General features: G+C 56.2%; 14 protein-coding genes and 4 pseudogenes. 14 read left to right on the top strand and 4 right to left on the bottom strand.

Going from position 1 to position 14,560, the window contains the following annotated elements; translation table 11 throughout:
* Window positions 1-513, top strand: a complete 513-nt coding sequence (gene lspA, locus JYJ62_RS13830; RefSeq protein WP_089140475.1) for a signal peptidase II — start codon at window positions 1-3, stop codon at window positions 511-513.
* Window positions 514-534: 21 nt separating this feature from the next.
* A pseudogene (locus JYJ62_RS13825) lies at window positions 535-747 on the top strand (transposase family protein); the annotation flags it as partial.
* 32 nt (window positions 748-779) lie between these two features.
* Here JYJ62_RS13825 and merR read toward each other — a convergent pair.
* On the bottom strand, window positions 780-1,214 hold the full coding sequence (gene merR / locus JYJ62_RS13820) for an Hg(II)-responsive transcriptional regulator (RefSeq protein ID WP_205342818.1): 435 nt from the start codon (window positions 1,212-1,214) through the stop codon (window positions 780-782).
* Window positions 1,215-1,285: 71 nt separating this feature from the next.
* On the opposite strand from merR, the gene JYJ62_RS13815 reads away from it, so the two are divergent.
* The 9 genes and pseudogenes from JYJ62_RS13815 to JYJ62_RS13775 all read left to right on the top strand — a co-directional run.
* Window positions 1,286-1,636, top strand: a complete 351-nt coding sequence (locus JYJ62_RS13815; RefSeq protein ID WP_001294663.1) for a mercuric transport protein MerT — start codon at window positions 1,286-1,288, stop codon at window positions 1,634-1,636.
* Window positions 1,637-1,649: 13 nt separating this feature from the next.
* Entirely contained in the window at window positions 1,650-1,925 is a 276-nt protein-coding gene (gene merP / locus JYJ62_RS13810; RefSeq protein WP_000732292.1) for a mercury resistance system periplasmic binding protein MerP, read from the top strand.
* A 35-nt stretch (window positions 1,926-1,960) separates the two neighbouring features.
* Window positions 1,961-2,383 (top strand): organomercurial transporter MerC, encoded by a 423-nt coding sequence (gene merC, locus JYJ62_RS13805; RefSeq protein WP_001340589.1) that lies wholly within the window; start codon window positions 1,961-1,963, stop codon window positions 2,381-2,383.
* Window positions 2,384-2,434: 51 nt separating this feature from the next.
* Entirely contained in the window at window positions 2,435-4,129 is a 1,695-nt protein-coding gene (gene merA / locus JYJ62_RS13800; RefSeq protein WP_005303916.1) for a mercury(II) reductase, read from the top strand.
* Window positions 4,130-4,146: 17 nt separating this feature from the next.
* Window positions 4,147-4,509, top strand: a complete 363-nt coding sequence (gene merD, locus JYJ62_RS13795; RefSeq protein ID WP_205342817.1) for a mercury resistance co-regulator MerD — start codon at window positions 4,147-4,149, stop codon at window positions 4,507-4,509.
* Window positions 4,506-4,742 (top strand): broad-spectrum mercury transporter MerE, encoded by a 237-nt coding sequence (gene merE / locus JYJ62_RS13790; RefSeq protein ID WP_000993386.1) that lies wholly within the window; start codon window positions 4,506-4,508, stop codon window positions 4,740-4,742. The genes merD and merE overlap by 4 nt, the downstream gene beginning before the upstream one ends.
* Window positions 4,739-5,143: pseudogene (locus JYJ62_RS13785) on the top strand (EAL domain-containing protein); the annotation flags it as partial. The gene merE and the pseudogene JYJ62_RS13785, both read left to right, overlap by 4 nt.
* 18 nt (window positions 5,144-5,161) lie before the next feature.
* A pseudogene (locus JYJ62_RS13780) lies at window positions 5,162-7,660 on the top strand (Tn3-like element TnAs3 family transposase); the annotation flags it as partial.
* 33 nt (window positions 7,661-7,693) lie between these two features.
* Window positions 7,694-8,775 (top strand): annotated as a pseudogene (locus JYJ62_RS13775) (ISL3-like element ISPpu12 family transposase); the annotation flags it as partial.
* 413 nt (window positions 8,776-9,188) lie between these two features.
* On the opposite strand, the gene JYJ62_RS13770 reads toward JYJ62_RS13775, so the two are convergent.
* Window positions 9,189-9,743, bottom strand: coding sequence for a hypothetical protein (locus JYJ62_RS13770; RefSeq protein ID WP_205342816.1), 555 nt, complete (start codon window positions 9,741-9,743; stop codon window positions 9,189-9,191).
* Window positions 9,744-10,078: 335 nt separating this feature from the next.
* Here JYJ62_RS13770 and JYJ62_RS13765 point away from each other — a divergent pair, with 335 nt between their 5' ends.
* Window positions 10,079-10,735 carry a class I SAM-dependent methyltransferase gene (locus JYJ62_RS13765; protein ID WP_232365806.1) on the top strand — a complete coding sequence of 219 codons (657 nt, stop codon included), beginning with the start codon at window positions 10,079-10,081 and terminating at the stop codon, window positions 10,733-10,735.
* A 129-nt stretch (window positions 10,736-10,864) separates the two neighbouring features.
* Here the strand turns inward: JYJ62_RS13765 and JYJ62_RS13760 are convergent, their stop codons facing one another.
* Both JYJ62_RS13760 and JYJ62_RS13755 read right to left on the bottom strand, forming a co-directional pair.
* Window positions 10,865-11,269, bottom strand: a complete 405-nt coding sequence (locus tag JYJ62_RS13760) for a DUF6858 family protein (RefSeq protein ID WP_205342815.1) — start codon at window positions 11,267-11,269, stop codon at window positions 10,865-10,867.
* Between the two features lie 118 nt (window positions 11,270-11,387).
* Window positions 11,388-11,813 carry a hypothetical protein gene (locus tag JYJ62_RS13755; protein WP_205342814.1) on the bottom strand — a complete coding sequence of 142 codons (426 nt, stop codon included), beginning with the start codon at window positions 11,811-11,813 and terminating at the stop codon, window positions 11,388-11,390.
* 388 nt (window positions 11,814-12,201) lie between these two features.
* On the opposite strand from JYJ62_RS13755, the gene JYJ62_RS13750 reads away from it, so the two are divergent.
* Both JYJ62_RS13750 and JYJ62_RS13745 read left to right on the top strand, forming a co-directional pair.
* Entirely contained in the window at window positions 12,202-13,803 is a 1,602-nt protein-coding gene (locus tag JYJ62_RS13750) for a tetrathionate reductase family octaheme c-type cytochrome (RefSeq protein WP_232365805.1), read from the top strand.
* Entirely contained in the window at window positions 13,803-14,420 is a 618-nt protein-coding gene (locus JYJ62_RS13745; protein ID WP_205342813.1) for a cytochrome b/b6 domain-containing protein, read from the top strand. Before JYJ62_RS13750 ends, JYJ62_RS13745 begins: the two co-directional genes overlap by 1 nt.
* Window positions 14,421-14,560: the final 140 nt, after the last annotated feature.

The raw sequence follows: 14,560 nt of genomic DNA, 5'->3' as shown, positions 1-14,560 counted from the left end.
ATGCTCATTATTGGCAAAAAGCTCTCGCCGTATGCCCTATTGTCCATATCGGGCCTGCTGGCAGCGTCTGATCAGGCTGTAAAGTGGCTGGTGCAGCAATCAATGGCCTATGGCGAGTATGTTTCGGTGACCCCGTTCTTTAACTGGGTGCACCTATGGAACACCGGTGCCGCATTCAGTCTTTTTGCGAATGGTGGAGGCTGGCAGCGCTACTTTTTTATCGGAATCGCGGTAGTGGTCTCGATTTTTCTGATCAACCTGATCCTTGAAAATCGTCATAAAGGAGAAGCCATCGCTTACAGTCTTATCCTCGGTGGCGCCATGGGCAACCTGATTGACCGGGTCTTTCGCGGCTATGTTGTGGATTCCTTTGATTTCTATTGGCGAGACTGGCATTGGCCGGCCTTCAACCTGGCTGATATTGCAATTGTCCTCGGTGCCTTACTTTTCGTTTCCAGCAGCTTGTTGGGTAAAAAAGCAAACACCAATGCCGAGCCGGATGGATCTGACTGACACCTACGCCTATACAACACCATGACCGAACGTCCCGACAACATCCTTCACCTGCCGCAATACCAAGTACTGGGCTGCAAATCAACCGACGACGAAATGCACTTCCAGGTGGACGTGCCCGATCCCATCGCCTGCGAGGAATGCGGCGTGCAGGGTGAGTTCGTACGGTTCGGCAAGCGTGACGTTCCCTATCGTGATCTGCCCATCCACGGCAAGCGGGTCACTCTCTGGGTGGGGGCACCTCAGAAATCGGAAAATAAAGCACGCTAAGGCATAGCTGACCTTGCCAGGCCTGCTTCGCCCTGTAGTGACGCGATCAACGGGCAGGAAACATTCCCCTTTCGTGCATGGCAGGCGCACACGAGTTCAGACAGCACGGTTTCCATGCGCGCCAAGTCGGCCATCTTCTCGCGCACGTCCTTGAGCTTGTGTTCGGCCAGGCTGCTGGCCTCCTCGCAGTGGGTGCCATCGTCGAGCCGCAACAGCTCGGCAATCTCGTCCAGACTGAACCCCAGCCGCTGTGCCGATTTCACGAATTTCACCCGAACCACGTCCGCCTCCCCATAGCGGCGGATGCTGCCGTAAGGCTTGTCCGGTTCCAGCAACAGGCCCTTGCGCTGATAGAAGCGGATTGTCTCCACGTTGACCCCGGCCGCCTTGGCAAAAACGCCAATGGTCAGGTTTTCCAAATTATTTTCCATATCGCTTGACTCCGTACATGAGTACGGAAGTAAGGTTACGCTATCCAATCCAAATTCAAAAGGGCCAACGTATGTCTGAACCACAAAACGGGCGCGGTGCGCTCTTCGCCGGCGGGCTGGCCGCCATTCTTGCATCGACCTGCTGCCTGGGGCCGCTAGTACTGGTCGCTCTGGGCTTCTCCGGTGCTTGGATCGGCAACCTGACGGTGCTGGAACCCTATCGACCGTTGTTCATCGGCGCGGCGCTAGTGGCGCTGTTCTTCGCCTGGAAGCGGATTTACCGGCCCGTGCAGGCATGCAAGCCAGGTGAGGTCTGCGCGATTCCGCAGGTGCGCGCCACCTACAAGCTGATTTTCTGGATCGTGGCCGTGCTGGTCCTGGTCGCGCTTGGATTTCCCTATGTCGTTCCATTTTTCTATTAACCAGGAGTTCATCATGAAGAAACTGTTTGCCTCCCTTGCCCTCGCCGCCGCTGTTGCCCCGGTGTGGGCCGCTACCCAGACCGTCACGCTAGCGGTTCCCGGCATGACTTGCGCCGCCTGCCCGATCACAGTCAAGAAAGCGCTCTCCAAGGTCGAAGGCGTGAGCAAGGTCGATGTGGGCTTCGAGAAGCGCGAGGCCGTCGTCACTTTTGACGACACCAAGGCCAGCGTACAGAAGCTGACCAAGGCCACCGCAGACGCCGGCTATCCGTCCAGCGTCAAGCAGTGAGCCAGCAAGCCAACGACAACAGCGAGAGCCGCTTCATGGGACTGATGACACGCATTGCCGATAAAACCGGCGCGCTCGGCAGCGTCGTTTCCGCGATGGGCTGCGCCGCCTGCTTTCCAGCCCTCGCCAGCTTCGGCGCGGCCATCGGGCTGGGCTTCTTGAGCCAGTACGAGGGACTGTTCATCAGCCGCCTGCTGCCGCTGTTTGCCGCGCTGGCCTTCCTGGCGAACGCGCTGGGTTGGTTCAGTCATCGGCAATGGCTGCGCAGTCTGCTCGGCATGATCGGCCCGGCCATCGTGTTTGCGGCCACGGTCTGGCTGCTCGGCAACTGGTGGACGGCGAACCTGATGTACGTCGGCCTGGCCTTGATGATTGGGGTGTCGATCTGGGACTTCGTGTCGCCGGCGCATCGCCGTTGCGGACCGGACGGCTGCGAACTCCCCGCCAAGCGCTTGTGAAAGACGGCTGACCGTGCGACACGGCGGCCCACACGAATAAGGAACGATGGTATGAGCACTCTCAAAATCACCGGCATGACTTGCGACTCGTGCGCAGTGCATGTCAAGGACGCCCTGGAGAAAGTGCCCGGCGTGCAATCAGCGGATGTCTCCTACGCCAAGGGCAGCGCCAAGCTCGCCATTGAGGTCGGCACGTCACCCGACGCGCTGACGGCCGCTGTAGCTGGACTCGGTTATCGGGCCACGCTGGCCGATGCCCCCTCAGTTTCGACGCCGGGCGGATTGCTCGACAAGATGCGCGATCTGCTGGGCAGAAACGACAAGACGGGTAGCAGCGGCGCATTGCATATCGCCGTCATCGGCAGCGGCGGGGCCGCGATGGCAGCGGCGCTGAAGGCCGTCGAGCAAGGCGCACGTGTCACGCTGATCGAGCGCGGCACCATCGGCGGCACCTGCGTCAATGTCGGTTGTGTGCCGTCCAAGATCATGATCCGCGCCGCCCATATCGCCCATCTGCGCCGGGAAAGCCCGTTCGATGGCGGCATCGCCGCTACCACGCCGACCATCCAGCGCACGGCGCTGCTGGCCCAGCAGCAGGCCCGCGTCGATGAACTGCGCCACGCCAAGTACGAAGGCATCTTGGAGGGCAATCCGGCGATCACTGTGCTGCACGGCTCCGCCCGCTTTAAGGACAATCGCAACCTGATCGTGCAACTCAACGACGGCGGCGAGCGCGTGGTGGCATTCGACCGCTGCCTGATCGCCACCGGCGCGAGCCCGGCCGTGCCGCCGATTCCCGGCCTGAAAGACACTCCGTACTGGACTTCCACTGAAGCGCTGGTCAGCGAGACGATTCCTAAGCGCCTGGCCGTGATTGGCTCATCAGTGGTGGCGCTGGAGCTGGCGCAGGCGTTCGCCCGACTCGGAGCGAAGGTGACGATCCTGGCTCGCAGCACGCTGTTCTTCCGCGAAGACCCAGCTATAGGCGAAGCCGTCACGGCCGCATTCCGCATGGAGGGCATCGAGGTGAGGGAACACACCCAGGCCAGCCAGGTCGCGTATATCAATGGTGAAGGGGACGGCGAATTCGTGCTCACCACGGCGCACGGCGAACTGCGCGCCGACAAGCTGCTGGTCGCCACCGGCCGCGCGCCCAACACACGCAAGCTGGCACTGGATGCGACGGGCGTCACGCTCACCCCGCAAGGCGCTATCGTCATCGACCCCGGCATGCGTACAAGCGTGGAACACATCTACGCCGCAGGCGACTGCACCGACCAGCCGCAGTTCGTCTATGTGGCGGCAGCGGCCGGCACTCGCGCCGCGATCAACATGACCGGCGGTGACGCGGCCCTGAACCTGACCGCGATGCCGGCCGTGGTGTTCACCGACCCGCAAGTGGCGACCGTAGGCTACAGCGAGGCGGAAGCGCACCATGACGGCATCAAAACTGATAGTCGCACGCTAACGCTGGACAACGTGCCGCGCGCGCTCGCCAACTTCGACACGCGCGGCTTCATCAAACTGGTGGTTGAAGAAGGCAGCGGACGACTGATCGGCGTGCAGGCAGTGGCCCCGGAAGCGGGCGAACTGATCCAGACGGCCGCACTGGCGATTCGCAACCGGATGACGGTGCAGGAACTGGCCGACCACTTGTTCCCCTACCTGACGATGGTCGAAGGGTTGAAGCTCGCGGCGCAGACCTTCAACAAGGATGTGAAGCAGCTTTCCTGCTGCGCCGGGTGAGGACAAGGAGGTGTGCGATGAGCGCCTACACGGTATCGCAACTGGCCCATAACGCTGGGGTGAGCGTACATATCGTGCGCGACTACCTGGTGCGCGGCTTGTTACGGCCGGTGGCCTGCACCACGGGCGGCTACGGCGTGTTCGACGATGCGGCCTTGCAACGGCTGTGCTTCGTGCGCGCGGCCTTCGAGGCGGGTATCGGCCTGGATGCCCTGGCGCGGCTGTGCCGTGCGCTCGAAGCAGCGGACGGCGCACAAGCCGCAGCGCAGCTTGCCGTGCTGCGCCAGTTGGTCGAGCGGCGGCGCGCGGCGTTGGCCCATCTGGACGCGCAACTGGCCTCCATGCCAGCCGAGCGGGCGCACGAGGAGGCATTGCCGTGAACGCCCCTGACAAACTGCCGCCCGAGACGCGCCAACCCGTTTCCGGCTACCTGTGGGGTGCGCTGGCCGTGTTGACCTGCCCCTGCCATCTGCCGATTCTCGCCGCCGTGCTGGCCGGGACGACCGCCGGTGCCTTCCTTGGCGAGCATTGGGGTGTTGCCGCGCTCGCGCTGACCGGCTTGTTCGTTCTGGCCGTAACGCGGCTGCTGCGCGCCTTCCGGGGCGGATCATGACGAGTTCGCAGCCCGCCGGATGGACGGCGGCCGAGTTGGCGCAGGCGGCGGCGCGCGGACAGCTTGACCTGCATTACCAGCCGCTGGTCGATCTGCGCGATCACCGGATCGCTGGCGCGGAAGCGTTGATGCGCTGGCGGCATCCGAGGCTTGGCCTGTTGCCGCCCGGCCAGTTCCTGCCGCTGGCCGAGTCGTTCGGCCTGATGCCGGAAATAGGCGCGTGGGTGCTGGGCGAGGCCTGTCGCCAGATGCACAAGTGGCAAGGACCGGCATGGCAACCGTTCCGTCTTGCCGTCAATGTGTCCGCCAGCCAGGTTGGGCCAACGTTCGACGACGAGGTAAAGCGGGTGCTGGCCGATATGGCCCTGCCCGCCGAGCTTCTGGAGATCGAACTGACCGAATCGGTCGCATTCGGCAATCCGGCCCTCAACGCCGTCGAGCGGGCGAGTGCCGAGGCGATCACCCGTGCTAACCGGCGCATCTACGACGCCTTGGCCGAACCACTGGCGGACGCGCATCGCCGCCGCCTCGACGATCTGCTCAAGCGCCGGGACAACGGCAAGACGACCTGGTTGGCTTGGTTGCGCCAGTCTCCGGCCAAGCCAAATTCGCGGCATATGCTGGAACACATCGAACGCCTCAAGGCATGGCAGGCACTCGATCTGCCTACCGGCATCGAGCGGCTGGTTCACCAGAACCGCCTGCTCAAGATTGCCCGCGAGGGCGGCCAGATGACACCCGCCGACCTGGCCAAATTCGAGCCGCAACGGCGCTACGCCACTCTCGTGGCGCTGGCCACCGAGGGCATGGCCACCGTCACCGACGAAATCATCGACCTGCACGACCGCATCCTGGGTAAGCTGTTTAACGCTGCCAAGAATAAGCATCAGCAGCAGTTCCAGGCGTCAGGCAAGGCCATCAACGCCAAGGTACGTCTGTACGGGCGCATCGGTCAGGCGCTGATCGACGCCAAGCAATCAGGCCGCGATGCGTTTGCCGCCATCGAGGCCGTCATGTCCTGGGATTCCTTTGCCGAGAGCGTCACCGAGGCGCAGAAGCTCGCGCAACCCGATGACTTCGATTTCCTGCATCGCATCGGCGAGAGCTACGCCACCCTGCGCCGCTATGCACCGGAATTCCTTGCCGTGCTCAAGCTGCGGGCCGCGCCCGCCGCCAAAAACGTGCTTGATGCCATTGAGGTGCTGCGCGGCATGAACACCGACAACGCCCGCAAGCTGCCAGCCGATGCACCGACCGGCTTCATCAAGCCGCGCTGGCAGAAACTGGTGATGACCGACGCCGGCATCGACCGGCGCTACTACGAACTGTGCGCGCTGTCCGAGTTGAAGAACTCCCTGCGCTCGGGCGACATCTGGGTGCAGGGTTCACGCCAGTTCAAGGACTTCGAGGACTACCTGGTACCGCCCGAGAAGTTCACCAGCCTCAAGCAGTCCAGCGAATTGCCGCTGGCCGTGGCCACCGACTGCGAACAATATCTGCATGAGCGGCTGACGCTGCTGGAAGCACAACTTGCCACCGTCAACCGCATGGCGGCAGCCAACGACCTGCCGGATGCCATCATCACCGAGTCGGGCTTGAAGATCACGCCGCTGGATGCGGCGGTGCCCGACACCGCGCAGGCGCTGATAGACCAGACAGCCATGGTCCTGCCGCACGTCAAGATCACCGAACTGCTGCTCGAAGTCGATGAGTGGACGGGCTTCACCCGGCACTTCACGCACTTGAAATCGGGCGATCTGGCCAAGGACAAGAACCTGTTGTTGACCACGATCCTGGCCGACGCGATCAACCTGGGCCTGACCAAGATGGCCGAGTCCTGCCCCGGCACGACCTACGCGAAGCTCGCTTGGCTGCAAGCCTGGCATACCCGCGACGAAACGTACTCGACAGCGTTGGCTGAACTGGTCAACGCTCAGTTTCGGCATCCCTTTGCCGGGCACTGGGGCGATGGCACCACATCATCATCGGACGGACAGAATTTCCGAACCGCTAGCAAGGCAAAGAGCACGGGGCACATCAACCCAAAATATGGCAGCAGCCCAGGACGGACTTTCTACACCCACATCTCCGACCAATACGCGCCATTCCACACCAAGGTGGTCAATGTCGGCCTGCGCGACTCAACCTACGTGCTCGACGGCCTGCTGTACCACGAATCCGACCTGCGGATCGAGGAGCACTACACCGACACGGCGGGCTTCACCGATCACGTCTTCGCCCTGATGCACCTCTTGGGCTTCCGCTTCGCGCCGCGCATCCGCGACCTGGGCGACACCAAGCTCTACATCCCGAAGGGCGATGCCGCCTATGACGCGCTCAAGCCGATGATCGGCGGCACGCTCAACATCAAGCACGTCCGCGCCCATTGGGACGAAATCCTGCGGCTGGCCACCTCGATCAAGCAGGGCACGGTGACGGCCTCGCTGATGCTCAGGAAACTCGGCAGCTACCCGCGCCAGAACGGCTTGGCCGTCGCGCTGCGCGAGTTGGGCCGCATCGAGCGCACGCTGTTCATCCTCGACTGGCTGCAAAGCGTCGAGCTACGCCGCCGCGTGCATGCCGGGCTGAACAAGGGCGAGGCGCGCAATGCGCTGGCCCGTGCCGTGTTCTTCAACCGCCTTGGTGAAATCCGTGACCGCAGTTTCGAGCAGCAGCGCTACCGGGCCAGCGGCCTCAACCTGGTGACGGCGGCCATCGTGCTGTGGAACACGGTCTACCTGGAGCGTGCGGCGCATGCGTTGCGCGGCAATGGTCATGCCGTCGATGACTCGCTATTGCAGTACCTGTCGCCACTCGGCTGGGAGCACATCAACCTGACCGGTGATTACCTATGGCGCAGCAGCGCCAAGATCGGCGCGGGGAAGTTCAGGCCGCTACGGCCTCTGCAACCGGCTTAGCGTGCTTTATTTTCCGTTTTCTGAGACGACCCCTGGGTGGTCCGCCGCCGATACACCTGCCGGGCCTGCAAGACAACATTCAGGCCCCAGCTACCGGAGATGGTGGACGGATTCCGTATGACACTGCGGCTGCATGAGTACGTGGAGAAGGAATCCTTCAACCACCCCTACACCTTTGTGGCGGCACAGACCGGCCTGGACGAGAAGACGGTGCGCGACATCTTCAACGCCCGCGCCGAGTTCCTGGGGCGCTGGCACCGCTTCGAGACGCCCCGCATCCTGGGCATTGACGAGCTATACCTGAACAAGCGCTACCGCTGCATTCTGACCAACATTGAGGAGCGAACCCTGCTCGACCTGCTGGCCACCCGCCGCCAGGACGTGGTGACCAACTACCTGATGAAGCTGAAAGACCGGCAGAAGGTCGAGATCGTCAGCATGGACATGTGGAACCCCTACCGGGCAGCGGTCAAGGCTGTGCTGCCCCAGGCCCGTATCGTGGTCGATAAGTTCCATGTGGTGGCATGGCCAACGATGCCCTAGAGAGAGTGCGCAAGGGCCTCAGAAAGGAGCTGAAACCGTCCCAGAGCCGGACTCTCAAGGGAGACCGGAAAATCCTGCTGAAACGCGCTCACGAAGTCTCAGACCGGGAGCGCCTCATCATGGAGACCTGGACAGGCGCGTTCCCGCAACTGCTGGCCGCCTACGAGCACAAGGAGCGCTTCTACGGCATCTGGGACGCCACCACACGGCTCCAGGCAGAAGCCGCCCTGGACGAGTGGATAGCCACCATCCCGAAGGGCCAAAAGGAAGTCTGGAGCGATCTGGTCAGGGCAGTGGGAAACTGGCGCGAAGAGACCATGACCTACTTCGAGACGGACATGCCCGTCACCAACGCTTACACGGAGCCCATCAACCGACTGGCCAAGGACAAGAACCGTGAAGGGCGCGGTTACTCCTTCGAGGTGATGCGGGCACGAATGCTCTACACCACGAAGCACAAGAAGAAGGCACCGACTGCGAAGGTCTCTCCTTTCTACAAGAAAACCATCGGTTACGGACTGCCGGACTTCGCAGAGGAACTCAACTACGGAGTCGATCTATCAACCATCTGAGGGTGGTATCAGATTGATGGGGTGAAGGTGCCCCATCAACCATTAAATCCGTATACCCAAAATAAGCAGCTGATATTAACTCAGCGATGATGTCTTACCCTTACTCATTCACACGCGCTAAAGGTTACCAACTTTATTAGTACGCTTTTATCCAAAAAATCTCATCAGGGCACCAAAAGTTACCAACTTTATTTTTTCATGCGATTTTTTCAAGACGATAAAATGCGGCTTAGCGAGCAGATTTGTTACCAACTTTATTAGCACGCCACACTACAACATCAAACCAACACTTGGCGAGCGCGTAATCCTCACTCGCCAAGTGTTTACGCCGCTCAGGAAACACATATAAAAAAGCCTAGCATTTTGGGCTCAGCTCAAGAGGCTGGGGCTTTTATTAAGTCCAGAAATTTTATTTAACGCAGCAACTGCATAACTTGCTGAGCATGCTCAGCATTTTCAGTCGCCATGACTAACTTACCTTCAGTCATAGGCTGATCAATTCTTGCTACGCCAATCAGTTGTCTTTTCACGCTGATTAATAAAAAATGACCTTTGGCTCGTGTACTCACCTCAGATAGCTTCGCCCGACCTTGTTCAGTCATATCAAAGATAATGAACCTTTTACCATCCTTAGCAATGACTGGGGTAACACCTTGCATATCTTCTTGAGTAAATATTGGCTGTGGCAAAGCGTAGAGTTTTTTATCTTCACCTAAATCCACAGTTAATAACTCAGGCTCCGCCTTCAGTTGAGCCAAGTGCACGGTAATCAGCGTCTGCTCAGCCTGTTCTGTCGACTGCTGCTGACTCGATTGTGAGCGCTGTGCAGGGGTTACTGCAGACACCTCTGCTGATTTTTTACCATTCGCAGCATCTGACGATGGTCCTGCACCTTGATGTTGGCAGCCTACGACCAACATGAATCCGAATGCCAAACCGGCAAATTTTAGTGACAGGTTGCTCAACATAGTCTCTCCTATAGCAATAGAGCATAATTTACACTATTGCTTATTCTTAACAGTTGTTACTGATTAACAGCAGAGTCTTGCAGGATGATCTCTACCCTAGGGTTAGGTGCTAAACATCTCATTAGTTCAGCTCTTTTAATGTTTCCATACAGCTAAGCGGTGTTAGGGGTTACTGTAATACGCTCAGCAGTAAGTTACTTATATCACGATCAATTCCAGCCACGAAAAAAACATAGGCATCCATTTATAATACTGCTAAATACTCTTAGTCTTTGGGAAATTGGCTCATAATACGCGGTAAACTATTAGCTAAATAGACTCCAGCGGAACACTCAGTGCCCAACACCCTAGTTACACCGCTTAATAGCGCCTTACAAAAAATAGTCAGCGATGCACAGTTAGTTGCCAGCCGATTACCTGGGCTGCCATTGCAGCTGTGGCTGATCGACCCCAGCAGCATGCAGCGCCAGTTTAGTCCGCAAGAAACTCAGCAACTGCTCGACCAGCCACCCTACTGGTGCTTTTGCTGGGCCAGCGGCTTGGCGTTGGCCCAATGGATTTTGCAGCATCCAGAACACGTGGCAGGGAAACGAGTGATTGATGTCGGTGCAGGTAGCGGCATTGTCGCTTTAGCAGCCAAGCTCGCCGGTGCCAGTCACGCTGTTGCCTGTGATTTAGATCCCGTCGCGCTGCAGGCCTGCCGCGCCAATGCCGAACTTAATCAACTGCAGTTGAGCTACAGCGCAGACTTATTTAGCGAGTCGGTAGCCTACGACCTCTTGTTTGCTGCTGATCTGCTTTACGATGCAGCCAATCTAACACTACTCGAACGTTTTCCTGACGTTGCCCAGAAAATCTTTATTGCTGACTCTAGGCAACGTAATTTTCAACACCCACTGTTTATGAAAAAACACATTTTATATGGGGAAACCCTGCCTGATCTTGCCGAACCTGAAGAGTTTCGCCAAGTAAGCCTGTATCAATCCATTTAGCTGATGCCTACAGCGTGACTATCACACCGCCACAATAACTATTCGCAACGCATAGTTAAGCCTCTAGCGCCAAAGCAACGCCGACTGACTTGCTGGCTGATATAAAACCGCGCCTGCACGCATCGTTAATTAAGCTGGGGTTTTAGATTTTTCTAAATCAGCCACCCAATCCAACATGATTTGATGCATAGCAGGATTAGGCGCTTCTAGAAAACTAATGGCAAAACGATCATCCAGTTCACAAACACCAATCGAACGAGGCCGCGGAGCCATCGCCAAGGGATTTGGCAGTTTAAGACCAAAACAAAATATTAAATTCTTAGCAGCCTTAATATTCTCAGCAATTTCACCATCTGGCAGCGAACTGGTGTGCGCATAATGATCAAACTCAGCAATAAAACAAGCGCGTGCATCCGCTTCAACTTTGTCACGGAAAAAGCTAATAATCTCATCCACAGACGTGCAGACTGTATCGATTTTAAGAATATCCAAGTGATGAGTAGGATACTTGTCCATAAAAAGAGTGAATTGCATGTGATAAAATCTCCTAAAGGATCAGGCCAATCAGGACGTCCAACAGCCGCATAAACACAACACAGCTAAACTGTGTAGTACGTACCAAAGTCAGCCTTGACTTAGCTCTGTGTGAGCATTAAAAGTTAAACACTTTACTATTTTCACAACGCATCATTTGTGCCATTGCTGCAGGCTGGGCGACACTGACACCGGTGCGTAGATCCTGCTCTTGATAGGCGCTATTGGGCAGGTAAAGTGCACAAACAGCCACTTGGCCGCCCGCCTCAATGATTTGCTGTAACAAACCTTCAGGCTTCATACCCTTCGGCGCCAATGCTGTTGCGCTCTGGTAATCACGAATGGCTAGGTCACCCGCTTTATCACACAGAAGGATAGTTAACTGCATACCCTGCTCTTGCATAGCACGCGATAACACCATGGCCATACCTTGTGTTTGTAGTGAAGCACTGGTCACAATAACCACTGCCTGCTCTGGTTTACCTGCTCGCTCTGGCAGAACAGCTTGCACTATATTTGAAGATGGGTTTGAGGTCTGCGTCATAACATGTTCCTCTTTAGGCACTTGCGCAATGCAAGCGGCACTTTGGTTACCGCAAAAATAAAATTAACGCCAAACGATAAGATTCATGCATCAACGCGCCACTCTTCAGAACTTGATGGCACCCTATATTCCACTTATCACTAAAGCATTAGTTTTAATTTCTTCAAAATACTATACATTATGATATACTGTATTGCACACAAAAAAACACCTGCATGTCGAGTATCAACACGCCGCTCTAGATTGACATGCATGGCACTGTAATGACCACTAGAGGTTATGACAGTGCCATGCAAACCACCGATTTAGCAGCCTAATGTTGCAGCACTGATCCTTGCGGCCTATAGCCAGCGAAAAAATGAACAACTGATGAGTCAAGGGAGGCTCTATGAGGACGTATTTGATTCGTCTATCTCTGTGGCAGATGATCACTACGATCATGCTACTGATGCTTGGCACTCTGCCAGCAATGGCATTGGACCGCTCAGCCCCCTCAACGGCCGATCATAACCAATTTAAACAACTGCAAGGGCCTTTTACCTCAGGGCCCGAAGTGACTAAGGCCTGCTTAGAATGCCACACTGAGGCAGCTAAACAACTGCAAGAAACAACACACTGGACATGGGAATATAAGCATCCAGAAACAGGACAAATACTCGGTAAACGCAATGTAATCAATAGTTTTTGCGGTTCAGCGACATCCAATGAGCCGTTCTGTACCAGTTGTCATACCGGTTATGGTTGGGATGATATGCGCCAGCTACCGCCAACTGATGGCAGTAACGTAGACTGCCTTATTTGCCATGACACCACTGGTGGCTATAAGAAATCACCCATCGCTGCCGGCCACCCTATATATGAGTTTGTTGATCCACTCGACAAGTCGCTGACTCGAAAAACTGACCTTGCAAAAATAGCGCGCAATATAGGCGCCACTAGCAGCCGCAACTGCGGCAGTTGCCACTTCTATGGCGGTGGTGGTGATGGTGTTAAGCACGGTGATTTAGACTCCTCTTTACTGACTGCTCCGCGCGCGCTTGATGTGCATATGTCGAAAGACGGTGCTAACTTAGCTTGTGCCGACTGTCATACCACCTCCGCGCACAGTGTGACCGGCAGCCGCTATCTGACCAATGCCCGTGATACCCAAGGTATTGATGTACCCGGACATACTGACCAAACTCGCGCCTCATGTGAATCCTGCCACGGCTCGGTACCACACCAATCGTCTAAATTGAATGATCACGTCGATCAAGTGGCTTGCCAGACCTGTCATATTCCTGAATTTGCACGCGGTGGTGTTGCCACCAAAATCTGGTGGGACTGGTCAACAGCAGGACAGTTGGATAAAGACGGCAAACCACAAACCATTCGCGACAAAGATGGCAACCTTGAATACTTAAGCACTAAGGGTAGCTTCCGTCATGGCGAGAACGTGGTGCCTGAGTACCGCTGGTTCGATGGTCAAGCACGCTATACATTACGTGACGACACCATCGATGACAGCCAGCTACCGCTGCAAATAAACAAAATACAAGGCAGTCATGACAATCCAGACTCGCGTATTTGGCCGTTTAAAATCATGTACGGTAAGCAACCTTACGATCCGATTCTGAAGCACTTACTCGTCAATCACGTTTACAGCGCAGACGACGATACGGCGCTCTGGAGCAACTTTGACTGGGCAAAATCAATCAAAGCAGGGACTGAATTTGCTGGCCAACCTTATAGCGGTGAGTTTCAATTTATAGAAACGGAAATGCATTGGCCTATCACGCATATGGTCGCACCAGCCGAAAATGCCCTTGAATGCAGTTCTTGTCATGCTCGTGATGGACGTCTGGCCGCCATTACTGATTTTTATATGCCTGGCAGAGACAGAAGTATTTGGCTTGATCGCGCAGGCTGGGGCATTGCCCTACTCACACTAGTCGGTAGCTTGGCGCATGCTGCTGGACGTTTCTTGGCTCGCCGTAGGAGAAAAAACTAATGAAACGGATCATGATCTACAAGCGCTTTGAACGCTTCTGGCACTGGTGCCAAGCGGGGTTGATCTTTTTTTTAATGTTTACTGGCTTTGAAATCCACGGCAGTTACGAGGTTTTCAGCTTTGGTACTGCGGCTAAACTACATGAACTGGCCGCTTATGCACTGATTGTCTTATGGATTCTGGCGATATTCTGGCACATCACTACAGGTGAATGGCGTCAATATATACCCACCACCGACAAGCTGGGTGCAGTGGCGTATTACTACTTAATCGGCACCTTTACCGGCGCAGAACATCCGTATCGCGCCACTACACAAGCGAAGCACAACCCCCTGCAGCGCTTAGCCTACTTAGGTTTTAAGCTCGGTATCTCTCCGGTTATCTGGATATCAGGCCTGTTATATCTGTTTTATAACCAGTGGGCGGACTGGGGGCTAGGCTGGTTAAGCCTAGAAAACGTTGCTCTAGTGCATACTGCTGCCGCTTTCGCGATGTTAATTTTTGTGATTGCTCACGTGTATATGGCGACTATGGGTAAGACTGTTTTCAGTATGATTAAACCGATGATCACTGGCTACGAAGACGAACCCGAAGAAAAACCTAGCAAAATAAAGTAACACCGCATCCATACACAGCACAGTCACTGCGCCTAATACACCGCAGTGACTGCTGCACTGATCCAACGCCCCGCCAACATTTTCTGCTCTTTACTGAATACTAGACTTGCCACTTGACCTTCACCTGATGGTAAGGTTTA

The organism is Denitrificimonas caeni (genome assembly GCF_905120345.1).
Classification (GTDB): Bacteria; Pseudomonadota; Gammaproteobacteria; order Pseudomonadales; family Pseudomonadaceae; genus Denitrificimonas; species Denitrificimonas caeni_A.
The sequence above is the reverse complement of the archived record's forward strand: the minus strand, read 5'-3'. Positions and strand labels throughout refer to the sequence as shown.

Bases quoted from the DNA above. Each gene is read 5' to 3' on its own strand.
- merR (WP_205342818.1), bottom strand. From the start codon at position 1,214: ATGGAAAATAATTTGGAAAACCTGACCATTGGCGTTTTTGCCAAGGCG.
- JYJ62_RS13760 (WP_205342815.1), bottom strand. From the start codon at position 11,269: ATGCAATTCACTCTTTTTATGGACAAGTATCCTACTCATCACTTGGAT.
- JYJ62_RS13755 (WP_205342814.1), bottom strand. From the start codon at position 11,813: ATGACGCAGACCTCAAACCCATCTTCAAATATAGTGCAAGCTGTTCTG.
- JYJ62_RS13770 (WP_205342816.1), bottom strand. From the start codon at position 9,743: ATGTTGAGCAACCTGTCACTAAAATTTGCCGGTTTGGCATTCGGATTC.
- JYJ62_RS13815 (WP_001294663.1), top strand. From the start codon at position 1,286: ATGTCTGAACCACAAAACGGGCGCGGTGCGCTCTTCGCCGGCGGGCTG.
- merD (WP_205342817.1), top strand. From the start codon at position 4,147: ATGAGCGCCTACACGGTATCGCAACTGGCCCATAACGCTGGGGTGAGC.
- merP (WP_000732292.1), top strand. From the start codon at position 1,650: ATGAAGAAACTGTTTGCCTCCCTTGCCCTCGCCGCCGCTGTTGCCCCG.
- JYJ62_RS13750 (WP_232365805.1), top strand. From the start codon at position 12,202: ATGAGGACGTATTTGATTCGTCTATCTCTGTGGCAGATGATCACTACG.
- merC (WP_001340589.1), top strand. From the start codon at position 1,961: ATGGGACTGATGACACGCATTGCCGATAAAACCGGCGCGCTCGGCAGC.
- merA (WP_005303916.1), top strand. From the start codon at position 2,435: ATGAGCACTCTCAAAATCACCGGCATGACTTGCGACTCGTGCGCAGTG.
- JYJ62_RS13745 (WP_205342813.1), top strand. From the start codon at position 13,803: ATGAAACGGATCATGATCTACAAGCGCTTTGAACGCTTCTGGCACTGG.
- lspA (WP_089140475.1), top strand. From the start codon at position 1: ATGCTCATTATTGGCAAAAAGCTCTCGCCGTATGCCCTATTGTCCATA.